22 protein-coding genes are annotated in these 22,273 nt (G+C 67.6%); 4 read left to right on the forward strand and 18 right to left on the reverse strand.

What is annotated here, in order from left to right:
- Window position 1: 1 nt before the first annotated feature.
- The 15 genes from BVC93_RS28940 to aspS form a co-directional block, all read right to left on the reverse strand.
- Entirely contained in the window at window positions 2-934 is a 933-nt protein-coding gene (locus tag BVC93_RS28940) for an isopenicillin N synthase family dioxygenase (protein ID WP_083740402.1), read from the reverse strand.
- Window positions 935-953: 19 nt separating this feature from the next.
- Complete coding sequence (locus BVC93_RS28945; protein ID WP_083740403.1) at window positions 954-1,994, reverse strand: ABC transporter substrate-binding protein; 1,041 nt, start codon at window positions 1,992-1,994, stop codon at window positions 954-956.
- A 178-nt stretch (window positions 1,995-2,172) separates the two neighbouring features.
- Complete coding sequence (locus BVC93_RS28950) at window positions 2,173-2,937, reverse strand: IclR family transcriptional regulator (protein WP_157517132.1); 765 nt, start codon at window positions 2,935-2,937, stop codon at window positions 2,173-2,175.
- A 17-nt stretch (window positions 2,938-2,954) separates the two neighbouring features.
- The gene (locus BVC93_RS28955; protein WP_192860130.1) at window positions 2,955-3,731 is read right to left on the reverse strand and encodes an SDR family oxidoreductase; all 777 of its coding nucleotides are present in this window, start codon (window positions 3,729-3,731) and stop codon (window positions 2,955-2,957) included.
- Complete coding sequence (gene hydA / locus BVC93_RS28960) at window positions 3,728-5,179, reverse strand: dihydropyrimidinase (protein ID WP_083740406.1); 1,452 nt, start codon at window positions 5,177-5,179, stop codon at window positions 3,728-3,730. The genes BVC93_RS28955 and hydA overlap by 4 nt, the downstream gene beginning before the upstream one ends.
- Window positions 5,176-6,096: a dihydrodipicolinate synthase family protein gene (locus BVC93_RS28965; RefSeq protein WP_083740407.1), complete on the reverse strand. Its 921-nt coding sequence runs from the start codon at window positions 6,094-6,096 to the stop codon at window positions 5,176-5,178. Before BVC93_RS28965 ends, hydA begins: the two co-directional genes overlap by 4 nt.
- On the reverse strand, window positions 6,093-6,761 hold the full coding sequence (locus BVC93_RS28970; protein WP_083740408.1) for an aspartate/glutamate racemase family protein: 669 nt from the start codon (window positions 6,759-6,761) through the stop codon (window positions 6,093-6,095). Before BVC93_RS28970 ends, BVC93_RS28965 begins: the two co-directional genes overlap by 4 nt.
- 47 nt (window positions 6,762-6,808) lie before the next feature.
- The gene (locus BVC93_RS28975; protein WP_083740409.1) at window positions 6,809-7,717 is read right to left on the reverse strand and encodes an LLM class flavin-dependent oxidoreductase; all 909 of its coding nucleotides are present in this window, start codon (window positions 7,715-7,717) and stop codon (window positions 6,809-6,811) included.
- A complete protein-coding gene (locus BVC93_RS28980; protein WP_083740410.1) occupies window positions 7,714-8,559 on the reverse strand; it encodes an ABC transporter permease in 846 nt (281 codons plus the stop codon). The genes BVC93_RS28975 and BVC93_RS28980 overlap by 4 nt, the downstream gene beginning before the upstream one ends.
- Window positions 8,556-9,362 (reverse strand): ABC transporter ATP-binding protein, encoded by an 807-nt coding sequence (locus BVC93_RS28985; RefSeq protein WP_083740411.1) that lies wholly within the window; start codon window positions 9,360-9,362, stop codon window positions 8,556-8,558. Before BVC93_RS28985 ends, BVC93_RS28980 begins: the two co-directional genes overlap by 4 nt.
- Complete coding sequence (locus BVC93_RS28990) at window positions 9,359-10,408, reverse strand: nitrilase-related carbon-nitrogen hydrolase (protein WP_083740412.1); 1,050 nt, start codon at window positions 10,406-10,408, stop codon at window positions 9,359-9,361. Before BVC93_RS28990 ends, BVC93_RS28985 begins: the two co-directional genes overlap by 4 nt.
- Window positions 10,405-10,743: a hypothetical protein gene (locus BVC93_RS28995; protein ID WP_083740413.1), complete on the reverse strand. Its 339-nt coding sequence runs from the start codon at window positions 10,741-10,743 to the stop codon at window positions 10,405-10,407. Before BVC93_RS28995 ends, BVC93_RS28990 begins: the two co-directional genes overlap by 4 nt.
- Window positions 10,740-12,059 (reverse strand): Rieske 2Fe-2S domain-containing protein, encoded by a 1,320-nt coding sequence (locus BVC93_RS29000; RefSeq protein WP_083740414.1) that lies wholly within the window; start codon window positions 12,057-12,059, stop codon window positions 10,740-10,742. Before BVC93_RS29000 ends, BVC93_RS28995 begins: the two co-directional genes overlap by 4 nt.
- The gene (locus tag BVC93_RS29005; RefSeq protein ID WP_083740415.1) at window positions 12,056-13,423 is read right to left on the reverse strand and encodes a Rieske 2Fe-2S domain-containing protein; all 1,368 of its coding nucleotides are present in this window, start codon (window positions 13,421-13,423) and stop codon (window positions 12,056-12,058) included. The genes BVC93_RS29000 and BVC93_RS29005 overlap by 4 nt, the downstream gene beginning before the upstream one ends.
- A 150-nt stretch (window positions 13,424-13,573) precedes the next feature.
- Window positions 13,574-15,355 (reverse strand): aspartate--tRNA ligase, encoded by a 1,782-nt coding sequence (aspS, locus tag BVC93_RS29010; protein ID WP_083740416.1) that lies wholly within the window; start codon window positions 15,353-15,355, stop codon window positions 13,574-13,576.
- 112 nt (window positions 15,356-15,467) lie between these two features.
- Between aspS and BVC93_RS29015 the strand changes: the two genes are divergently transcribed.
- Window positions 15,468-15,977: an SRPBCC family protein gene (locus BVC93_RS29015; protein WP_083740417.1), complete on the forward strand. Its 510-nt coding sequence runs from the start codon at window positions 15,468-15,470 to the stop codon at window positions 15,975-15,977.
- On the opposite strand, the gene BVC93_RS29020 is transcribed toward BVC93_RS29015, so the two are convergent.
- Window positions 15,963-17,456: a carboxylesterase/lipase family protein gene (locus tag BVC93_RS29020; protein WP_236950172.1), complete on the reverse strand. Its 1,494-nt coding sequence runs from the start codon at window positions 17,454-17,456 to the stop codon at window positions 15,963-15,965. The genes BVC93_RS29015 and BVC93_RS29020 overlap by 15 nt on opposite strands.
- A gap of 66 nt (window positions 17,457-17,522) precedes the next feature.
- On the opposite strand from BVC93_RS29020, the gene ypfJ reads away from it, so the two are divergent.
- From ypfJ to BVC93_RS29035, 3 genes are all read left to right on the forward strand, one after another.
- A complete protein-coding gene (ypfJ, locus tag BVC93_RS34275; RefSeq protein WP_236950173.1) occupies window positions 17,523-18,407 on the forward strand; it encodes a KPN_02809 family neutral zinc metallopeptidase in 885 nt (294 codons plus the stop codon).
- Complete coding sequence (locus tag BVC93_RS29030) at window positions 18,400-20,022, forward strand: DUF885 domain-containing protein (protein ID WP_083740419.1); 1,623 nt, start codon at window positions 18,400-18,402, stop codon at window positions 20,020-20,022. Before ypfJ ends, BVC93_RS29030 begins: the two co-directional genes overlap by 8 nt.
- A 73-nt stretch (window positions 20,023-20,095) precedes the next feature.
- Entirely contained in the window at window positions 20,096-20,527 is a 432-nt protein-coding gene (locus BVC93_RS29035) for a nuclear transport factor 2 family protein (RefSeq protein WP_083740420.1), read from the forward strand.
- On the opposite strand, the gene BVC93_RS29040 is transcribed toward BVC93_RS29035, so the two are convergent.
- Window positions 20,524-21,543: an Rv2578c family radical SAM protein gene (locus BVC93_RS29040; protein WP_083740421.1), complete on the reverse strand. Its 1,020-nt coding sequence runs from the start codon at window positions 21,541-21,543 to the stop codon at window positions 20,524-20,526. The genes BVC93_RS29035 and BVC93_RS29040 overlap by 4 nt on opposite strands.
- A 49-nt stretch (window positions 21,544-21,592) precedes the next feature.
- The gene (locus BVC93_RS29045) at window positions 21,593-22,018 is read right to left on the reverse strand and encodes a hypothetical protein (protein WP_083740422.1); all 426 of its coding nucleotides are present in this window, start codon (window positions 22,016-22,018) and stop codon (window positions 21,593-21,595) included.
- Window positions 22,019-22,273: the final 255 nt, after the last annotated feature.

A 22,273-nucleotide genomic window follows, 5' to 3' on the forward strand; every position in this document is an offset into this window, starting at 1 on the left:
CTCACGTAGTCGAGGACGCGAACTTGGCGGCCACCCATTCGCCGGCCTTCACCGGCGGCTGGGCGCCTGCGTCCCCGCAGCCGGGGATGGTGTCGATGATCGCGTCGTCATTGGGGTTGACGAAGAACGGCACACTGATCCGTTCCTGCTGCCGCTGCCCCGGTGCGGGGTTGGCGACACGATGCATCGACGACTTCCAGACACCGTTGGTCCAGCGCGACAACAGATCTGCCACATTGACCACGAGTGTTCCTGGCACGTGCGGTACGTCGGCCCACTGCCCGGTGGCGACCTCGACCTGCAACCCACCCGGTGCGTCGTCCTGGTACAGCAGCGTCATGAAACCGAAGTCGGTGTGAGCACCCCGGCGTTGTTGGCTCGGTAACGGCGCCGCGGTCTGCGCCGGGTAGAAGTTGGCCTTCAAGCTCGAGCCGGCGTCGTCGAACTTGTCGGCGAACCACCCCGGTGGTAACCCGAGCGCTGCCTCGAACGCCCGCAGCAGCCGGTTCTGCACGGACTCCATGGCCATCCAGTACTGCGTCCAGGCAGCACGGAAATCTGCCGGTTCCGACGGCCAGAGATTGTGCGTCGCATAGCGAGTGCTCTCCGAGACGTTCATGACGCCGAATGTCTCGACCAGGTCGGCCGGAGTCCGGCGGCCCAGGCTGGCGGCGGTGTTGGTCTGGCCAAGGCCCCGGTAGCCGAGCCGCCCCACCGCAGTGTCACCGGCGAATCGGCTTTTCACCGGCACATCGAGGTGAAAGAAGGCCCGCGTGACACGCTCGAGCCAAGCGGTGACCGTCTCGGGGACACCGTGGCCCGACACCACGAAGAAACCATGCCGGGTGCACGCCTGCGCTATCGCCTCCACCGTGGGCCGATGCCCCGCCTCCATTGTCAGTGCAGAGATGTCGATGACCGGAAACCATTGCACGACAGTTCCTCTCACATGGTCAAGGCGCCGGCTTGATCGCCGGATCCGGCAGGAAGTCGGTGTTCCAGAACGACGCCAGGTCAGGCATTGCCTGCAGGGCACCCACGCCCATCAGCGCGTCCGCGGTCTGCTGCCAGGACGCATCGTCGACCACCAACAGGCCCTCGGCATCCTGCAGCGGGGTGTGCCAGAAGGCGGTCAACGCGGGCAACTCTTCGGCGACGGACGGCGCATCGAGGTCGGGATAGGTCTCGGTGATCAGAGCCGTTGCCTCGTCGGGGTTCTCCAGCGTCCATTGCATGCCCTTGGCATAGGCGTCGACGAAGCCACGCACGGCCTCGGGGTTGGCGCTCAGGTATTTGTTGTTGACCACGATCGTCTGACCCATCACGCCCGCCTCGGCCGACAACTCGAACACCGCTGCAGGAGCACCGAATTCCTGCTCCACCAACGCAGGTACATACGTCAGGTAGGCGGGCAGGCAGTCCACCTGACCGGAGAACAGCAGGTCCTCGGCGGTGGATCCGGACAACTCGGTGATCTTGCCGGACAGGTTGTTGCTGTCACGGAACCGTACCCACACCGAATCGCCGTCGGTGTCGGCGGGATCGTTGGCGATCGTCAGCCCCTCCAGCGACGCCGGGTCGCCGCTCACCGCGCCGGACTGCGGGTTGCAGACCAGGCCGATGGGGCTGTTGGGCTGTACCACCCCCAGAGCGGTGACCGGAAGCTCTTGTTCGACGCTCTGCAGCAGCGTGGTGGCGGGGCCGACCGTGATGTCCTGCTGTCCCGTTGCCACCGCCTGGATCTGATTGACGTCACCGCCGGGGGTGATCTCGACGCTCAGACCGGCTTCGTCGAAGTAGCCGTTCTTCTGGGCCGCCAGGATGGGCGCGTCACCCGAGGTGGGGAAATAGTCGAAGATCCAGCGGATCGTGGTGGTTCCGTCGCCGGCGGACGACGTCGAGTCGTCGGCACCACACGCGGCGGTGGATACGGCCACCAGCAGCGCGGCAGCGGCCGCGGCCGCGGTGCGGGGAGTGAACGTGGAGAAAGACATTCGGGCCCTTTCGGTACGAGGCACGTGATTCGGCTGGATACGACGCGGAAGGGCGATCTCACTCGTTCATTATGCTGAATGCCATTCCGCTTGCTGCACAAGCATGCAAGGTCGAGATGCAACCAGCGAGACGTCCAGGTAAAGGGGCTGTAAATAACCGCCGGTGTCGGCGGATCCCCTACTGGCCCAAGTGATGTGCGATGTCGGCGGTGACCGCGGTCAACGTCCGCACCGCGCGCTCGATGCCCAGTTCGGGATCGGCCGTTTTGATCATCGTGATGCCCACGGCCCACCGGCTGCTGCGGCGATCCGGAACCGGCATGCCCGTGCACAGCAGGCCGGTGGTGGTTTCGCCGTCGTCGATGCCGTACCCCCGCTCGTAGGTGAGCTTCAGTTCGCTGCGCAGCTCGTCGGGGTCGGTGATGGACTGCGGTGTCAGGCTGGGCAGTACGTCGATACTGCCCAGCCGACGCTCCAACTCGTCTTCGCTCAGGCGCGACAACAGCGCCTTGCCCGTGGCCGAACAGGTGGCAGGAAGGCTGCGGCCGATCGGTGAGACCACCGGCATGGTGACCCCATCCAGACGCGCGAGATAGCTGATCTCCAGATCCGCGCTGAAGGTGGCCAGATGAATGGTGTCGACCAGGTCCGCGGCATGCCTGCGGCAGGCGGCGTAGAACGCGTCGATCTCGTTGATGCCCGCCAGATACGCACTCGACAGACCTACCAGCGAGGGCCCCAGCGTGTAACCGACCTCCGTGCGCTGGATCAGACCGCCGTCGACGAGGGCGTTGAGCACGGTCAGCAGGGACGACTTGGCCGCACCCAGATCCTCGGCGAGCGTCGCCAGTTTCACCGGCCCGCGGCCGGCAGACTCGGACAACCGGGTCAACACGGCGACGGCCTTCACCACGGCGGGGGCCCGAGGCGCTTCCGACTTCACACGTTCTCCTCACCGGTTCACTGGACGCCGGCCACGAGGCCGCCGTCGGCGGTCAGCGTGGCACCACTGATGTACGACGCTTCGGACGAAAGCAACCACCTCGCCGCTGCGGCGAACTCCGCGGGTTCACCGTAGCGCCCCAGCGGGATCCGCGACTGCGACCGGTCGGCGATCTCCTGGGCGGGCACACCCGCGGCCGCGGCCCGCTTCTCGTCGAGCGAGTGCACCCGTTCGGTGGCGATGCGGCCCGGGACCAGATGGTTGACCCGGACATGCGGCGCCCACTCCCGCGACAGCGACTTGGCCAACGTGGCGACCGCGGACCGCAGCGCCGCCGACACCACGAGATCGGGTGACAGGGACGGCTCGCGCACCACGCTCGACGTGGAGAACACCACGCCCGCGCCAGGTGCCAGATGGGGGTGCGCCGCGCGGGCCAGCCGCACCGCGGGCAGGACCACCTGCTCGAACCCCCGCGTCCAGTCGTCGTCAGTGGTCTGGATGAACGGTGCAGGTGCCGGACCGCCGGTGTTGACGAAGACCCCATCGATCAGGCCGCCCAGCGCGGTCACCGCCTCTGTCACCCACGCCGACACAGCGGCCGGATCGGTGAGATCATGACGCATCCCGACCGCCGAGCCCGGCCCCGTCGACAGGCGGTGCACAGCATCTGCCAGCCGCCCCTCATCCCGGCCGCAGATCGCCACGTCATCACCCTGCTCGACCAGAGCACGGGCCACCGCGAAACCCAGGCCGCTGGTGGCGGCCGCCACCAGGTGGCGTCGCCCGCTCACGCGCGCACACTCGGGATGGCCGGCACCGCTACGGCTCGGTGGCCGTCGGCCGGCGATCGGTGCAGGAAACGCCCGCTGCCAGGCTGCAGCGCCGTTTCCGACACCGCGCCGGACAGCTGGTCCACCACCATGTCACCATCGGCCATCACCATGACCGCCCGACCGGTGAGCTTCGCGCCGGCGTACGCCGAATGGTCCATGTTGTCGTGCAGATCGTCCACGCAGACCTCCCATTCTCGTTGTGGATCCCACAGCACCAGATCGGCATCTCCACCGACGAACACACCGCCCTTGGTAGCCGCCACACCCATCACCTCGGCCGGCCGGGTGCAGCACAGATCCACCACCTGCGGCAGCGTGAGCCGACCGGTGGTCAACGCCTCGGACACCATCAGGGGCATCCGGAGTTCCACTCCGGCAATGCCATTGGCACATTCGGTGAACACCGTGGCATCACCGCTGGGCAGTTTGCCGTCGTCGAGTCGATACGGCGCGTGGTCAGAGGCCACCACGTCGATGGCCCCCGAGGTGAGCGCCTGCCACAGCGCCTCACGGTCGGCGCCGTCGCGCAGCGGCGGGCTGCACATCGACTGCACGGCGAGTTCCAGCGGCCCGTGCAGCCGGTCCTCTTCGAGAAACAAGTAGTGCGGGCAGGTTTCGGTGATCAGCCGCACTCCGCGCGACCGCGCCTCGCTCACCACGTCCAGGGCGCGGGCAGACGACAGGTGCACCAGATACACCGGCATATCCAGATATTCGGCCAGATGCGCCACCTCGCTGACTCCGGCGGCCTCGGCGTTGCGGCTGTGGGCCAGCAGATGCGCGTCGGGCCGCACCCGGCCCGACGACACCGCCTGGTTGGTTGCGTAGCCGATCATGCCGTGATGCTCGGCGTGCACCATCACCGTCATACCCAGATCCCGTGCGCAGGCCAGCGTCGTGACCAACTCCTTGTCGGCCAGCCGCAGCCGGTCGTAGGTCAGGAACACCTTGAGCGAGACGATTCCCTCGGCAACCGCCAGCCGCAGCCCGGCGGTGGCATCCTCTCCGCTGAAATCGGTCACGATCAGATGCACCCCGACGCTGGTCGCCGCCCGCTCCGCCGAGACCAAGCCACGGCGCACTGCGGTGGCCACCGCTTCACCTCGGGCCTGCACCGAAAACGCCATCACCGTCGTGGTACCGCCGTGTGCTGCCGACCGGGTGCCGGTGTGGAAGTCGTCCGCGGTGCGAAAACCCTTGGCCGACATCTGGTCCAGATGGGTGTGGACATCGACGCCGCCGGGCAGCACCAGCAGCCCCTCGGCGTCGACGACCCTGGTCGCCGGACCGTCCAGCCTGGCGGCCACCGCGGTGACCTTGCCGTCGGAGACACCCACGTCGGCCACCGTGGTGCCGCTGCGGTCCACCACCGTGCCGCCGCGGATCAGGATGTCGAAATGAGTCATGGCCGCACTCCGGCCGGCTGGGGGGCGCGGGCCATCAGCCGGTCCAGCTCCCGATGATCCATGGCGCTCAGCGGTACGGCGGGGTGACGGCTGACGGCGGTGGTGATGGCACCGCGGCGACGCAGAATCTCCTTGCGCACACCGATTCCGCCACGCAGTTCGTGCCGATTCAGCGGTAGGTAGCTGTCGAAGAGATCCTCGGCGGCGTCACGCTGCCCCTGGCCGTGCCGGCGGCACACCTCGGCCAGCACGTCAGGGTAGGCGAATCCGGTCATCGCGCCGTCGGCGCCACGGTCGAGTTCCTGGGGCAGCGCGATGCCGTTGTTGCCCGCCAGGATGGTCACCCGGCGCAGCCCGTCGGCTTCGGCCGCGCGAATGGCGCTGAGCTTGCCCAGACCCGGAACGTCCTCGTGCTTGAGCATGAGCACCGACGGGCAGTCGGTCACGATCCGGCGCCAGGCCGCCAGGGTCAGCGGCACGTCACTGGACTGCGGGAAATCCTGGTAGCACACCGGGATGTCGGGCCCCAGCGCCCTGGTCACCGCGCCGAAGTAGGCAACCAGAGCATCGTCGCCGCGCAGACCTGTCAGCGGTTGCACCAGTACCCCCGCCGCACCCAGGCCGGCGGCGACGCGCGCGGTCTCGGTGAGCCGCTCCAACGACGAATCCGAAGCGCCGACCAGAAACGGCACCCGGCCGTCGAGTGCCTCGGCGGCGGCCGCGAGCACCTGGCGGGATTCCGCGGCGGTCAGCCGGTTCGCCTCCCCCATGACCCCGAGCAGGGCCACCCCGGCGACCCCGGCGCCGACATAGAACTCCATGAGTGTGCCGACAGACTCGGCATCGACCTCACCGCCGTCGGTCAACGGGGTGACCGCAACTGCGGTCAGCCCGGCCGTGGGCAGTTCGCCGGTCATCTGATCACCCCTTCGGCCAGCACCGCGTCCTGCAGAGCGGCCAGCGCCGCACCGACAGCGGCGCGGCAGGGATCAACAACGGGCACACCCAGTTCGGCTTCCAGCCCGGCGCGCATGTGGGTCAGGCCCGCGCATCCGAGGATCACCACGTCGGCGTCGCACTCGTCGACCAGGCGGTGAGCCACCGCCCGCACGTCGGCCGCAGCCTGCGCGGTGTGCAACTCCAGCACACCGTGACCGACCGCGATGTCGGCAACCACCCTGGACGCCAGACCCAAGCGCTCCCAATATCTCTGGTGGCGTGGAACCGATGCGGCCACGCTGGACACGATGCCCACCCGCCGACCCCGGCCCAGGGCCACCAGCATTGCCGATTCCGCGATACCGAACACCGGCCGGCCCAGCCGCTGGCGCATCAGGTCTATCCCGGGGTCGGAGAAGCAGGCCACCACATAGGCGTCCGCTTCCCGGGCGGTCACCAAGGCGAGCATCGGATCCACCGCCGCGGCCCCGTCGGCGTCGGACTGAATGGCCGCCGGGCCCGCACCGGAGGTCACGACCTCCACGTCGAACCCCGCGGGACGCCACAGATCGCGCACCGCGTCGGCGATCTGATCGGTCATGGCCTCGGTGGAGTTCGGATTCACCACCAGGACTGTGGGCACGGAAGCACCTCTTTCTTCGGTATGAAATGACGAGGGATCTCGACGGTTCAGGCGGTGACGATCTCGTCGCGGACCGGGACGGCCTTGAGGATGTCGATACCTGCCCGCACCCAGGCCGCCGACGGTTGGTCCAGCGCCAGCACGGTCAGCCGGGAGAAGCCGAGCTCGGCCAGTCGAGCCACGCCGTCGACCACGTCGTCGGGGGTGCCCGCGAGTTCCAGCGGGCGCGAACGGTGCCGGCTGGTGCCGCCCAGTCGCAGCGTGACGCGGGCCCCGAAGCAGATCGGGTGTCCCGCCGCCGATGCCGACCCGCGTGCGCTGTCGATGTAGTTGTGCAGCCGGTCGGCATCGAGCACCAGTGCCTCATCGGCGTCGTCTGGTGACAGGATCTCCAGTCGGTCGGCGTAGGTACCGGCCGCGGCTATCAGCCGCGGCCGCGACGCACCGACGACGATGGGGATGGTGCGTACCGTCGGTTGCCATGCGACGTCGACGTGCGCGCGGTAGAACTCACCGTCGACGTGCACCCGCCCGTGATCGGTGAACATCTGCCGGCAGATTGCCAGGCTCTCCAGCAGGCGGGCCACCCGCGTGCCCGGGGTGCCGAGATCGATGCCGACGGCCTGGTGTTCTGGGACGTACCAGCCCGCCCCCAAACCCAGTTCGGCGCGACCACCGCTGAGCCGGTCCAGCGTGGCAATGGCCTGGGCCACCTCGGTGGGATGGCGACGGGTGACGTCGAGCATGGTCTGAGTGAGCACAATCCGGTGTGTCACCGCGGCGGCGGCACCGAGGGCCACCAGCGGGTGATCGAAGGTGTTGACGGGCCCGTCGTTGATGGCGCAGAAAAGGTGGTCGAGCACCCGCACGCCGCTGAAGCCCGCTGCCTCGGCGGCGCGCGCCTCGCCGACGACGTCGGCACCGAGAGCTGGTCCGTACACCTGCATCGTGGTCATTGCAGATCCAGCTGTGATTCGTGCCAGCGCAGCAGGATGTGCTCAGCAGCGGCCGCCACCGCGAACGCCGCGATGCCCAGCAGCGAGGAACAGATGATGGCGACGAACAGGGTGCCGGTGTTCAGCGAGGCCTGTGCCGTCATCAGGACGTACCCCAAACCCTTTGTCGAGGAGATGAATTCACCGATGATGGCGCCGATGACCGCGGCGGGCACCGCGATCTTCAGCGCACCGAGCAGCTGCGGCAGAGCAAACCAGACCTTCACCCGCCAGAAGACGAATCCCCTGGGCGCGTTGATGACTCGCAACAGGTCGAGCACATCGCGGTCCGATGACCGCAGTCCGACGGTCGTCATGATGACAATCGGGAAGAACGACGTGAGAAACGCCGTCACCATCTTGGGCAGCGCGTCGTAGCCGAACCACACGGTCAGCATCGGTGCGATCGCGATGGTCGGGGTCACTTGCAGCAGCACCAGGTACGGCGTCATGATCCGGTCCAGCAACCGCCACTGCGCCAGCATCAGGGCCAGCCCCACCCCGATCACCAGGGCGCCCAGCAATCCGGCCAGCGCCTCGTATCCGGTCACCGCGGTGTGATAGGCGAAATCGCCTGGCCGCGCTGCGAAACTACTCCAGATCAACGACGGCGACGGCACGACGAACCGGGGGATCTCGAAGACCCGGCAGGCCAGTTCCCACAGCCCGATCACGATCACCAACACCACCGTCGGCAGCACCCACTTACCGCGCACCAGACGTGTCAGGGGTCCGGCCGCCGGTGGCGACGCAGGGCTCAGCGACACCCTCGAGCCGGTGGCCTCCACAGGTGTGGTGGTCATGACGCCACCTCGCCGAGACGCGCCGAGGTGTCGTGATGGTGGTACAGCAGGTCACGCACCCGGTTCTCCAGCGCCAGGAACTCGCCCGTGCGCCGGATCTCGGGGCCACGGTCCCGCGGCAGAGTGACCGGGATGGCGCCCCTGACCCTGGTGGGCCGATCGTCCATCACCACCACGCGGTCGGCCAGATAGACCGCCTCCTCCAGGGAGTGCGTGACGAACAGCACGGTGCAGGCGTTGCGCCGCCAGATCTCCAGCAGCACCTGGTTCAGCCGCTCGCGGGTGATCTCGTCGAGCGCGCCGAAGGGCTCGTCCATCAGCAGCAGCGACGGCGCCAGGATCAGCGACCGCGCGATGGCCGCACGCTGCTGCATGCCGCCGGAGCATTCCCGCGGCAGCGCGTCGGCATACTCGCCCAGCCCCACCAGCTCGAGCATGTCTTCCGGGCTGAACAGCGGGGTGCGGGTCTTGTCGATCTGCAGGGGCACCCGCACGTTGTCCAGTAGCGAGCGCCAGGGCAGCAGCGCCGGTCGCTGGAACATGAAAGCGATCTCCCGGGCTCGGCGCGCCTGCTCCACCGTGCGACTGCCGATCCGCAACTCACCGGTGTCGTGGCCCTGGGGATGCAGGCCGGCCAGCGCCCGCAGCAGCGTCGACTTCCCACATCCGGAGGGCCCGATCAGGGCCACGAACTCCCCTGGTGCCGTATCCAGGCACAGGTTGTCGATCACGTGCCGACGCCCGCCCGCCGACGTCGAGTACCAGGCGCTGAAACCGTCGACCGCGACGCCGCCGTCCCTCATCGCGCACCTCCACTGGCCGCGGTGGCCTCCAGACGGGTGCGGGCCACTGCGGCGGGTGCCTGGATCTGGCTGTATTCCCGCAGCGGCAGGTCCAGGAACGCGTTCGGCGGGTAGAGGCTGCCCTGGTAGGTCGCGGCGATGGTTTCCATCCGCAGCCGCAGCAACGGGTTGGCCATCGACAGGTCAGCCCTCAGCGCCCGCACGGACTCCACGTCGATCTCGGCCTTCAGGATCGCCGGGCGGTGCGCGTCCTCGGCGGCCAGGGCGACACCGGTGGGTGCGATGATCTGCGAGCCGCTGCCCACCTCATCGGTGCTGGGTCGGTTGTCGACCTGCCCGCCGTGCAGGGATCCGGAGACATTGGCCGAGACGACGTACAACCCGTTGCCGGACGCCGCGACGATCTTGGCCGCATCCTGGCCGGGCGTACGAGTTTCCCAGGTGGGGTGAAGCAGTATCTCGGCGCCGCGCAAGGCCACGGTGCGCACGGCCTCGGGTACCGCGATCTCGCCGCACGGCACCATGGCGATGCGTCCCAGCGGAGTGTCGACCACCGGCCACACCTGGTCGAGACCGCCGTAGCGGGCCAGGTAGTCGTCCCAGACATCGTGCGGAGAGCACCACATGGCGGTGTGCACGCGCCGGTAGCGCAGCACCACCTCACCGTCGGGATCGATGAGCCAGCTGGTGTTGAAGAACCGGTCCGGCCACTCCGGGTCGCTCTCGAACTGGTTTCCGCCGATGTAGACGCCGAGTTCGCGTGCCAGCTCGGCGAAATGCGCGGTGATCGATCCCGGCACCGGGGCGCAGCCCTTCTCGAGCCACTGCGCGACGGTGCCGCCGTTGGGTTGGCCGCTGAAGGCATATTCGGGCAGCAGGATCAGTGCCGGCCGCGGGTCGGAGGCCACGGCCTCCCGCACGGCCGCAGTCGCGGTGGCGATGTTGGCGGCGATGACGGACGGCACGTCGGCTACCGGGTGCGGCCACAGGATCTCGGTGGGCATCTGGATGGCCGCGGCGTACCACGGCTGGATGGGTTGTGTCACAAACTTGCTCCGAAGTCGTTGTGGTGGGCCAGGGTTCGGGCGACCTCCGCGCGCTGCCAGGGCACAAACGAGGGCACGGAGGGACGCGGGGACGGGGGCTGCTCACCGGCGTCGAGCAGTGCCAACGTCAGTTCCACCCGCACCGTTTCGAGCCTGTCGAGCGCGGCGGTGAGCAGCTCGGAGGTGGTTTCGCAGCCGGGGAACTCCGGGTAGGCGGCGCGGAAGCGCCACACCCCGTCGCGGCCTCGCACCGGCTCCACGGTCAACAGCAGTGGCACCGCCAGGTGCGCGGCCGCCTGGTCCACCAATGCGCTGTCCAGCTGTCCGGATGTCATTTCCGCTCCCCGGCTGGCACAGCAGCGGCCTGCTTGACGCGCATCGCCGCGGTGGCCGCCTCGTGCCAGTCCTGGCCGCCGCCGACCTCGATGAACACCGACGGCAGGTCGTAGCCCAGTCCGGTTGCGCCGGGCCAGCTTCCGGCACCGACGCCGCGCTCGACATCGTGCGCCATGGCCAGCAGTGTGCGTCGGGTGGCGATCACCGCGGCGTCGGTGGGTACCAGCCGCTCGCGACTGCGGTCGTAGGCCGGACCCATCGACGCGGTGATGATGTCGTCCTGTTCCTGATTGCCCGCCACACCGGACCAGTGCGTGCCGCACTGCTGGGCGTGCCTGTCGAATTCGTAGTTGTTGGCCGGATTACGACGAGCCAGGTACTGCCCCGGCAGCAGTTCGGCGTAGATGCCCGCGACACCGCGGCGGAAGCGCTCGCGTTGCTCGGCGGTCAGGTCCCCCCGCACAGTCCAGGTGAAGCCGTACACCCAGCACGATTCGTCGTCGATGGGCACCCAGGCGTGGATGCCCAGCAGACCTTCGGGATTGTCGGCGGGCACCACGGTGTAGAAGGGGGCCAGCCAGTGGTTGATCCGCACATAGTCGTTGCCGGTGGGCAGATGCCGGATGGCGGCGATGGACAACCCCGCCTCGCAGCGTTCGACGCAGAAGTCCGGATCGGTGTGTTCGATCATCGCCCGGGTGTGCGGCGTTCCGGCGGCAAGCAGGTCTTCGCGGTGCAGATAGGCCACATGGGCGGAGTCGATATCGGCCTCCAGCGCCTGCAGCCAGTGGCAGGAGTGCAGACGCTTGCTGACGAACCGGGCGCTGTCGGGCACCTGCGCCCAGCCCAGATCAGGCAGGGACGGGGGCGTGCCCACACCGAGGTAGGCGAACACCAGTCCGCCCACCTCGGCGGTGGGATACGACGGTTGCCTGACCCGCTCGTCGGACACCAGCGCTGGGCAGGTCGGGTTCTGTACGCAGTTGCCTGACGTATCAAAAGTCCAACCGTGGTAAACACATTGGATGCCGGTGTGATCCACCCGTCCCGTCCACAGCGATGCACCGCGGTGGATGCAGTGCTCGGCCAGCAGACCGACTGTGCCGTCGGCGCCTCGGAACGCGATCAGGTCTTCGCCGAGCAGGCGCACCCGCACCGGCGCCGACGGCGAGTCGGCCACCTCCTCGCTGAGCAGCGCCGGCACCCAGTAGTGGCGCAGCGCATCGCCCAGCGCGGTGCCCGCTCCCGTCCGGGACAACACCTGGTGCTCGGCAGGGGTGAATCGCACCACCAGATCTTTTGTCGCAGAGGTCATGCCGGTGCCTCAGAGGGTTGACGCGTCTGCTTGCGGTAGAGCTCGGAGCTGATCTCCTCCCACGATGCGGTGCGCGGAAGCACAGTGTTGGGGATGGCCGTCACCGGGGGGAAGGTGTCCTGCGCAGGTGGCTCCGCCCCGGTTTCGGCAAGTGCAATCGCACTGTTGAGCAGCACCCGCCGGACCATCGCCACCGCTGCGTCGGAGGACACCAGGCGTTCGGTGGAGCGGTCGAGGATCGGGCCCATTCCCTCGGTACACGCGCGGTCCTGCGCCCAGACGCCCACGATGCCGGCGAAGTAGTCGTAGGGATTGTCGTGGTCGAGCCCATATTCGTTGTCGCGCCCCAACTTCGGCACCCAGCGTGACTCCGGGCTGCCGTCGGGTTCCCGGTACCCACCCACCGGGACGTGCGCGCCGTGCCCGTCGAGCAGCTCTGCACGCTCATCGTCGTCCAGCGGGCGGTCGACGTAGTAGGAGACCCGCCAGACGATGGTGGTGCCGTCGTCCATCGGGACCCAGATGTTGCACTGTGCGGGCAGTTCGCAGTCCCCGGGCGGGCCTGCGTAGAACGGCAGGATGAACTGGTTGAAACGGTAGTAGTGCGTGGACGGGCCGGCGTCGCGGCGCGCTCCGGAGAACATGCCGTACGGGGTGGACATGACGGTCAGCTTCGGCCACGGTTCCCGATGCCAGTACAGCCGTTCGAGTTTCGAGGTGAGGATGCCGTCTTCGGGTTCTGGTGCATCCTCGGGCGTCGCGTCGGGGTCACGGGAGATGAACTCGCGGTAGGCGGTCACCGACCCGTGCAGGAAGGAGATGTGCGACGGGTCGAAATCACCTTCGAGGACCTGCGCCCAGTTGGCGTCGATGCGCTGTTTGGTGATGAGCCGGTGGCTTTCGGGAATAGCGACGAAATCCAGCGGAGGCAAGTCCTCCGGCATCAGCTCCGGTGCACCCATGAAGGTCCACACGATGCCATTGAGTTCGCGGGTGGGATACCACCGGATGTGCACCCGGTCGGTGAACTGGGTCTCCATCGGAACGTTGGGCATCTGCATGCAGACGCCTTCGGTGTTGAACTTCCAGCCGTGGTAGATGCAGGTCAGTCCGCCATCTTCATTGCGGCCGTAGTACAGCGGGGCCTTGCGGTGCGGGCACAACGCCTCGAGGATGCCCACCTTGCCCTCGCTGTCACGGAAGGCCACCAGGTCTTCGCCCAGCAGGCGGAGCCGAATGGGGCGACCATTGGGCAACAACTCCTCGGCCAGCACGGCCGGGATCCAATACCGACGCATGAGCTCGCCCATCGGCTTGCCGGCCGACACCTCGGTCAGAATTTTGTTGCGTTCGGCGCTGAGCATGCGCACCCACTCCTAGCGTTCAGTATGCTGAATCAGATTCTTGATACTGACCTAAGAGTGCGCGTGTTTTACTGCCGATCCGGGACGACGTCGTTACGTCCGCATTAAGTCGCCCTCGGCCGGGCGGTCGGTCACTGCCGGTGTGTGCGCCTAGTCCGCCACTCGCCCAGCGGTTTTCGGCTTGGCGTCGATGCCGGATTCCTTACGCTGCTGCGGCGTGATGGGCGCCGGAGCGTCGGTCAGCGGGTCGACGCCGCCGCCGGACTTGGGGAAGGCGATCACTTCGCGGATCGAATCAACCCCGGCCAGCAGGGCCACGATGCGGTCCCAGCCGAAGGCGATCCCGCCATGCGGCGGCGCGCCGTAGGTAAAGGCGTCCAACAGGAATCCGAACTTCTCCTGCGCCTCGTCGTGATCGATGCCCATCATCGCGAACACCCGCTCCTGGACGTCGCGCCGGTGGATGCGGATCGATCCCCCGCCGATCTCGTTGCCGTTGCACACGATGTCGTAGGCGTTGGACAGCGCCGCACCCGGGTCGGTGTCGAAAGTGGCCTCGGACTCGGGAGTAGGTGAGGTGAAGGCGTGGTGCATGGCTGTCCAGGCACCGGACCCCACCGCGACATCGCCGGAGGCGGTGGCGTCGTCGGCCGACTCGAACATCGGCCAGTCCACCACCCAGGTGAAGGCCCAGACGTCCGGGTCGATCAGGTCCAGGCGCTTGGCGATCTCGATGCGGGTGGCCCCCAGCAGCGCGCGGGCACTCTTGGCCGCACCGGCCGCGAAGAACACACAGTCGCCCGGTGCGGCACCTACGTGCGCGGCCAGACCGTCACGTTCGGCCTCGGACAGGTTCTTGGCGACGGGTCCGCCGAGAGTGCCGTCCTCACCAACCAGCACATAGGCCAAGCCTTTGTGCCCGCGTTGCTTGGCGAATTCCTGCCAACCGTCGAGGGTGCGACGCGGCTGCGACGCCCCGCCCGGCATGACGACAGCGCCGACGTAGGGCGCCTGGAACACCCGGAACGGGGTGTCGGCGAAGTAGTCGGTGCACTCGACGAGTTCGACACCGAAGCGCAGGTCCGGCTTGTCGGAGCCGAACCGACTCATGGCTTCGGCATAGCTGATCCGCGGCAGCGGCAAAGGCAGGTCGTAGCCGACCAGCGACCACAGCGCCTTGAGGATCTGCTCCGACACCGCAATCACGTCGTCGGCGTCGACGAAGCTCATCTCCATGTCCAGCTGGGTGAACTCCGGCTGCCGGTCGGCGCGGAAATCCTCGTCGCGGTAACACCGCGCGATTTGGTAGTAACGCTCCATGCCCGCCACCATCAACAGCTGCTTGAACAGCTGCGGGCTCTGCGGCAGGGCGTAGAACGAGCCCGGCTGCAGCCGCGCCGGAACCAGGAAGTCGCGGGCACCCTCCGGGGTGGACCGGGTGAGCGTCGGCGTCTCGATCTCCACAAAATCGTGATCGGACAGCACCGAGCGGGCTGCGGCGTTGACCTTCGAGCGCAGACGCAGCGCGTTACCCGGCCCCTCCCGGCGCAGGTCGAGGTATCGGTACTTCAGCCGCGCCTCTTCGCCGGCGGTCTCGTCGAGCTGGAAGGGTAGCGGTGCGCTCTCGCTCAGCACGGTCAGCGTGGTGGCGTTGACCTCGATCTCGCCGGTGGCGATCTCGGTATTGGCGTTGCCCTCGGGCCGCACCTCGACCACGCCTTCCACCAACACGCAGAACTCGGCGCGCAGCCGATGCGCGGCTTCGAGAACCGCGGCATCTCGGAACACCACCTGCGACACCCCGGACGAGTCGCGCAGGTCGATGAAGATGACGCCGCCGTGGTCGCGGCGCCGCGCCACCCACCCGGCCAACGTCACCGTCTGGCCTGCGTCGGAGGCCCGCAACGAACCGGCGGTATGACTGCGCAGCACAAATACTCCTCAAAGGTCGAAAGCCGGTCAACAGTCTAGAGGTCGCCCCCCTAGCCACCCGCGTCTGCGCAGTAGACAGTTATCGTGAGCTGTCTACCCGGGAGGTAACCCAATGCCCAAACGTCACGACTGTGATCGCGTGGACCTGGAGTTCATCAACACCGCGCCCTACCGCTTCGTCAGCACCGTAGACCTGGCCATCTCCCCCGAGCAGTTGTTCGACGTTCTCTCCGACGCCGAATCCTGGCCGCAGTGGGCCGGCGTCATCACCAAGGTCCAGTGGACCAGCCCCAAGCCGTTCGGCGTGGGCACCACCCGCACTGTGCACATGCGCGGTTTCATCGTCGGCGACGAGGAATTCCTGGCCTGGGAACCGTTCACGCACATGGCCTTTCGGTTCAACACAGCTACCACCGGCAGCATCGCCGCATTCGCCGAGGACTACCGCGTGCGGGAGACGCCCACCGGCTGCCACCTGACCTGGGTCATGGCGATGAAGCCCAACGGCCTTGCCGCGGGCATCGGCATGTTCCTCGGCCGGCCGGTCATGGGGTGGCTGTTCCAGCGCTTCCTGCACAACCTGCGCCGCTACACCGACGCAATCAAGTCAGTGCAGGCCTGACCAAGCAACGCGGCGCTGCCGGTCCGGGTCGGCGACGGTGACGTCGCGGGCTGTCTGGATGACGCGGGTCTTCCTGGCACCGGCGTCGTAGCGCGGCCACTCGGGATCCCACACCTGATCCGGCGCCCAGCCGTGGGTGGCGAAGTTCAGCCACGTGCGTTGCATACGACGACCCACTGCGGGCTGGACCCGGCGACCCAGCGGGTGCAGTTTGCGGCCCAGATACGACCCGTAGCTGTGCTGGATGTGCACGATCTCGCTGCCGTGGGTGGCACCCAGCCCCAGGGCCCGCAACGTCCAGGTGGTGTGCTCGAAGCGGTAGACGTAGGTGGGTGCGTGCGCGCTGTAGGCGTCGGTGAACGCCCAGACAGGAGCACCGAACATCACGTCGGAACCGATCGAGATCAACGCTCGTCTGCGCGGGAACTCGGGATATCCCGAGAGCACCTGGTCCCGAACCTCCGGTGCGGTGCGGGTGAAGAACGCGTCGACGGTCTCGGGTGTGGTCGGCAGCATCGGCGGTTTGGTCCAGGCGAACATCGACGCCTCGTGCGAATTGGTACCGATGATCAACGGCATCCGGTTGACCGCGCCGACGCGAGCCGCTTCGATCGGGTGCCGCGGCAGCAGCTCCGTACCGTGCGTCAACCCATAGGCCAGCGTCGGCGAGTTCGACGCGCTGCGAAGTTGCAGCACCCCGGCGGCCCGACGCAGCCGACGCTGCGGCAGCTCCTTGAGCTCTGCCGGCGTTGCGCCCACCTCCTGCAGGAACCGTTCGGCCTGCTCGGCTCTGCTGTCGCGGTCGGCGATCAACGGCAGAGCCGGGCTCTGCGCGATGGCGCGGGCGAAGAGGCCGGCGGCCTCCGGGCAGGCCAGCAGGGCCAGCACGGATGTCGCCCCCGCGGACTCGCCGAACACCGTCACCCGATCGGGGTCACCGCCGAAGGCAGCGATGTTCTCCCGAACCCAGCGCAGCGCCGCCAGCTGATCACGCAGGCACAGGTTGTCGTCGAATCCCGCACCGAGTGAGCCCAATTCGAATCCGCCGAACACCCCGATCCGATAGGTGACGTTGACCACGACGACACCGTTGGCAGCCAGCCGGGATCCGTTGTACAGCTGCAGTTGCCCGGCCCCGTAGACAAACGCCCCGCCCGGGATCCACACCATCACCGGCAGCGAAGCAGACGTGTCGGGTGACCAGATGGTCACCGTGAGGCAGGCCTCATCCCGGATCTTGGGATCGTCGCGGCCGCGGCCGACGAAGGTGCGGCCCTGCGGGGGCAGTGGTCCGTGTTCGACGACGTCGCGCACACCTGTCCACGGCCGAAGGGGTGCGGGGGCCAGAAAACGACGGTCACCCACGGGTTGCTGGGCGTACGGCACTCCCCGCCAGACCGCTACCCCGCCCTCGGTGGTGCCGCGCAGCACCCCCTCGGACGTCTGCGCCACAGGATCGAGTCCGACGAGGTGGGTCACGCCAGAATCGTAGTGTGCAAAGCTATATACGCACGTTGTGACCGTTTCTGCCAGGAGGGTTCCCCGATGACTTTCAACGAGGGAATGCAGATAGACACCAGCACCACGTCGTCCAGCGGGGGCCGAGGCCCCGGCCGCGGGATGGCCATCGGCGGTGGTGTCGGCGGTCTGCTGATCGTGGTGTTGGCAGTCTTCCTCGGCGTCGACCCCGGCAACATCCTCAGCCAGCAGCCACTGGACACCCAGGGCGTCGAGGCTCCCGGGGTCGACATCAGCGGTTGCCGCACCGGGGTGGACGCCAACACCAACGTGGACTGCCGGGTGATCGCGACCGGCAACTCGGTGGACGCGGTGTGGGCCCAGTTGATGCCCGGCTACACCCGCCCACAGATGCGGCTGTTCACCGGCTCGGTGCAGACCGCCTGCGGCCCGGCCACCAGCGATGTCGGCCCGTTCTACTGCCCGGCCGACCAGACCGCCTACTTCGACACCGACTTCTTCGACGTTCTCAGAGACCAATTCGGGTCCAGCGGTGGACCTTTGGCGCAGGAGTATGTGGTGGCCCACGAGTACGGACACCACGTTCAGAACCTGACTGGCGATCTTGGCCGTGCGCAGCAGGGCGCGCAGGGCGCCACCGGCAACGGCGTGCGCACCGAACTGCAGGCCGACTGCTACGCCGGGGTGTGGGCGCATTTCGCCGCCATCACCAAACAACCCGGCACCGATGTCACCTTCCTGCAACCGTTGACCGACAAGGACATCAACGACGCGCTGTCAGCAGCGGCGTCGGTCGGCGACGACCGCATCCAGGAAGCCGCCACCGGTCGGGTGAACCCCGAAGCGTGGACTCACGGTTCGGCGGCGCAGCGGCAGAAGTGGTTCACCGAGGGTTACCGCACCGGCGACCCCAACTCGTGCGACACCTTCGCAGCGGGCAACCTTGGCTAGGGGCACAACAGCTGTCGACGAGATCGCCGAGCGCTACCTCGACACCTACGCCGCCCTCGACCCCTGTGCTGCAACCGAACTCGGTGTCCTCGGGCACGACGACGAGCTCACCGACTACTCGCCGGACGGCGTCGCCGCCCGCGCCGACGCCGCGCGGGCCGCACTGTCCGAACTGGCCGGCGTCGACCCGGTGGACGACACCGACCGGGTGACTATTGCCGCCATGCGCGAACGCCTTCGCGTTGCCGTCGACCTGAACGACGCCGGACTCGACGTCGGCGAGCTCAACGTCATCGCCTCTCCCCTGCAGACCATGCGTGACGTCTTCGACCTGATGGCCACCGAATCCGATTCCGACTGGGCGGTGATCGACCGCCGGTTGACGCTGATCCCGGAGCGGGTGGACGGCTACCTGGCATCCCTGCGCAAGGCATCCCCGGCGGTCCGGCAGGTGCAGCGGGGCATCACCCAGGCGCACCGCACCCAGGGACTTCTTGTGGCGATGGTGGCCGGTGGGCCGGCACAGAGTCCACTGCTGAACTCCGACCTCGAACGGCATGCCGAAGCCGCCGCAGTTGCCTACGGACGGCTGGCCGAGGCACTGCGGATCGAGATCGCCCCCCGGGCCGGCGACACCGACGCCTGCGGGCGTGATGCCTACCGGTTGCACTCCCGCTCCTTCCTGGGCGCCGAGATCGACCTCGACGAAACCTATTCCTGGGGCCTGCAACAGCTGCGAAGCATTGTCGCCGAACAGGAGTCGATCGCCGAACAGCTCTACCCCGGCGAATCGGTGGCCGGAGCGCTGAAGCGGCTGGACGCCGACCCGCGATACCTCATCCGAGGCACCGACGCACTCCAACGCTGGATGCAGGACCTGTCGGACCGGGCCGTGGATGCCCTGGCAGACACCCACTTCGACATCGCCGACCCGCTGCGCAATCTCGAGTGCCGCATCGCACCCACCCAGAACGGCGGCATCTACTACACCGGACCCTCTGAGGACCTGTCGCGCCCCGGCCGGATGTGGTGGTCGGTGCCGCCCGCGGTGGAAGAGTTCCACACCTGGCAGGAGACCACCACGGTGTTCCACGAGGGGGTGCCGGGTCATCACCTGCAGATCGGCCGCGCCGTGGTGCTGGCCGATCAGCTCAACCGGTGGCGCCGCCTGGCCTGCTGGGTGTCCGGGCACGGCGAAGGCTGGGCGCTGTATGCGGAGCGGTTGATGGCCGAGCTGGGCTGGCTCGATGACCCCGGTGCACGCATGGGAATGCTGGATGCCCAACGTTTCCGGGCTGCCCGGGTGGTGATCGACATCGGCGTGCATTGCGGCCTGCGCGCGCCCGACGGCGGCACCTGGGACGCCGCACGGGCTTGGGACTTCCTGACCACCCACAGTGCGATGGCCGAGGACAACCTGCGTTTCGAGCTGGACCGCTACCTCGGCTGGCCCGGTCAGGCCCCGTCGTATGCGGTGGGACAGCGGATCTGGCAACGGCTACGGGGGCAGGTCACCGCAACAGGGGTTCCGCTCAAGGAATTCCACAGTCGTGCACTGGATCTCGGCGGTCTCCCGTTGAGCGTGCTGGAATTCGCACTGTCCGGTCAGCGCTGATCGAGCCAACCCGTCCCCCGGTAGTGAACAGTCCGGTTAGTGTGTTCACACCACCGGAACCGAGGGAGAACCGATGAGCCAGTCCACCACCGACATCTCGCCCGCGTTGGCCGCATCGCAGAGTTCGTGGAAAGCGGTGCAAGCGCACGACAAGGACGCGTGGCTGGCACTGATGGCCGACGACGTGGTGATCGAAGACCCGATAGGCCAGGCCATCACCAACCCGGACGGCACCGGCGTGCGCGGCAAGGAAGCGGTCTCGGCGTTCTACGACACCAACATCGCGTCGAACAACCTGCACATCACCTGCGAGGAGACGTTTCCGTCCAGCTCGCCCGACGAGATCGCCCACATCCTGATCCTGCGCAGCCAGTTCGAGGGCGGCTTCTCCAGCGAGGTGCGAGGCGTGTTCACCTACCGCGTCGACGGTGACGGCAAGATCGCCAACATGCGCGGCTACTGGAACATGGACGTCATGAAATTCCATACGGCGCAACATGATTAGAACAATGTAGCCTGAACGGGTTCGGCCACCGACGCCACCGGCGGCTGCGGCACCCGGGAGAACCGGTTGCCGTCACCGCTGAGGCGGTATTTGGCCACCAGCGGAGCCACCCGGGGGCGCAACAGGTCGCGGTACTCCTCCGGGAGGTAGGCGCCACGTCGGTAGAGCTGGCGATACGGCGCCACCAGATCCGGGTGCGTGTCGGCCAGCCATGACATGAACCAGCCGCGTGTCGAACCGCGCAGATGCAACCCGAAGACGGTCACCCCGGTGGCTCCCGCCTCGGCGATCTGCCCCAAGAGAATGTCCAGGTGCCGGGCAGAATCGGTGAGGTGCGGCAGCACCGGCGCCACCATGACGTGGCAGTCCAATCCGGCGGCACGGATGGCCGAGATCAGCTGCAGCCGGGCCTGCGGCGTCGGGGTTCCCGGCTCCACCTGGCGGTGCAGCTCGGCGTCGCCGATGGCCAGCGAAACCGACACCGAGACAGGAACTCTGGTAGCGGCATCGGCTATCAACGGCAGGTCTCGACGCAGCAGGGTGCCCTTGGTCAGGATCGAGAACGGTGTACCGAAGTCGGTGAGCGCACCGATGATTCCGGGCATCAGGGCGTAACGACCCTCGGCCCGCTGGTACGGATCGGTGTTGGTACCCAGCGCCACCGTCTCGCGTCGCCACCCCGGCCTGCTCAGCTCGCGGCGCAACACGTCGACCACGTTGGTCTTGACCACCACCTGCGAGTCGAAATCGTCGCCGCAGTCCAGATCCAGGTACTCGTGCGTGGGCCGGGCGAAGCAGTAGCGGCAGGCGTGCGAGCAGCCCCGGTAGCCGTTGACGGTGTAGGTGAACGGCAACTGGGATTCCGCGGGGACCTTGTTCAGCGCCGACTTGCAGAGCACCTCGTGGAAGGTGATGCCGTCGAACTGTGGTGTGCGCACACTGCGGACGAAACCGATGCGCTGAAGCCCGGGCAGCGCACCGTCGTCGACATTGACACCCTGGGCCGCCCATCGCATCGGTCAATGCGAACATACGTTCGACCCGGGTGTCAACGCCCGCGGCGAATCACCACTGGGAAAGCTGGCACCGCACGTTGTAGGGATCGTCGTGGGCGGTCTGGACCACGCCGTCGACGGCGATGTCACAGTGCACGTTCGGGGCCGCCCGTCCACCGTGGGTGGTGCTACCGACCTGCAGAATGGCCCACTGCGGGTCGGCCATGGTGGTCTCGAAAACCCACGGCACACCCGGGGCCAGGTTCACCGTCTCGCGCTTGGCGTAGGCATAGGCGTCGGCGTTGAAAGCCGCCATGCTGGGCGGCTGCGATGTCAGATAGAAGAGGTCGAACTCGTAGGGGGCCGCGGAGACCAGCGTGTAGCGCACCTGCTGTCCGGCCGGCTCCGCGCTCGCAATCCCGGCACCGAAGATCCCCGCTGCCGCGAGAACCACTGCCGCACCAACTGTGACTGTCCCTTTTCGCATGTTGGTCATATCTTTCGACGCTACCTCATCGTTACATGGCGGCCGTCGAGGCGTTTGCAGCAACCAGCTAAGCCCCTAGCCATGCTGTCAAACAACCGGATAACCCCGCCTGGCCACCAGGTTAATTTGTTCGTGACACACAGATATTTCCCAGAAACATAACGGCCCTAGGTTCCTTTTCGGCACCCGCGGGGGGTGCCAGCCGGGTCGTGACAAGCCTTTTCACGAGGGCATTTCTGGTCGCGGGCCGCGTTCACCCTTCAC

This window comes from Mycobacterium sp. MS1601, from assembly GCF_001984215.1.
Lineage (GTDB): Bacteria > Actinomycetota > Actinomycetes > Mycobacteriales > Mycobacteriaceae > Mycobacterium.

Bases quoted from the DNA above. Each gene is read 5' to 3' on its own strand.
- BVC93_RS29000 (WP_083740414.1), bottom strand. From the start codon at position 12,059: ATGACCTCTGCGACAAAAGATCTGGTGGTGCGATTCACCCCTGCCGAG.
- BVC93_RS28945 (WP_083740403.1), bottom strand. From the start codon at position 1,994: ATGTCTTTCTCCACGTTCACTCCCCGCACCGCGGCCGCGGCCGCTGCC.
- BVC93_RS29045 (WP_083740422.1), bottom strand. From the start codon at position 22,018: ATGACCAACATGCGAAAAGGGACAGTCACAGTTGGTGCGGCAGTGGTT.
- BVC93_RS28995 (WP_083740413.1), bottom strand. From the start codon at position 10,743: ATGACATCCGGACAGCTGGACAGCGCATTGGTGGACCAGGCGGCCGCG.
- ypfJ (WP_236950173.1), top strand. From the start codon at position 17,523: ATGACTTTCAACGAGGGAATGCAGATAGACACCAGCACCACGTCGTCC.
- BVC93_RS28985 (WP_083740411.1), bottom strand. From the start codon at position 9,362: ATGAGGGACGGCGGCGTCGCGGTCGACGGTTTCAGCGCCTGGTACTCG.
- hydA (WP_083740406.1), bottom strand. From the start codon at position 5,179: ATGACTCATTTCGACATCCTGATCCGCGGCGGCACGGTGGTGGACCGC.
- BVC93_RS28975 (WP_083740409.1), bottom strand. From the start codon at position 7,717: ATGACCACGATGCAGGTGTACGGACCAGCTCTCGGTGCCGACGTCGTC.
- BVC93_RS29035 (WP_083740420.1), top strand. From the start codon at position 20,096: ATGAGCCAGTCCACCACCGACATCTCGCCCGCGTTGGCCGCATCGCAG.
- BVC93_RS29005 (WP_083740415.1), bottom strand. From the start codon at position 13,423: ATGCTCAGCGCCGAACGCAACAAAATTCTGACCGAGGTGTCGGCCGGC.
- BVC93_RS28980 (WP_083740410.1), bottom strand. From the start codon at position 8,559: ATGACCACCACACCTGTGGAGGCCACCGGCTCGAGGGTGTCGCTGAGC.
- BVC93_RS29015 (WP_083740417.1), top strand. From the start codon at position 15,468: ATGCCCAAACGTCACGACTGTGATCGCGTGGACCTGGAGTTCATCAAC.
- BVC93_RS29040 (WP_083740421.1), bottom strand. From the start codon at position 21,543: ATGCGATGGGCGGCCCAGGGTGTCAATGTCGACGACGGTGCGCTGCCC.
- BVC93_RS28965 (WP_083740407.1), bottom strand. From the start codon at position 6,096: ATGACCGGCGAACTGCCCACGGCCGGGCTGACCGCAGTTGCGGTCACC.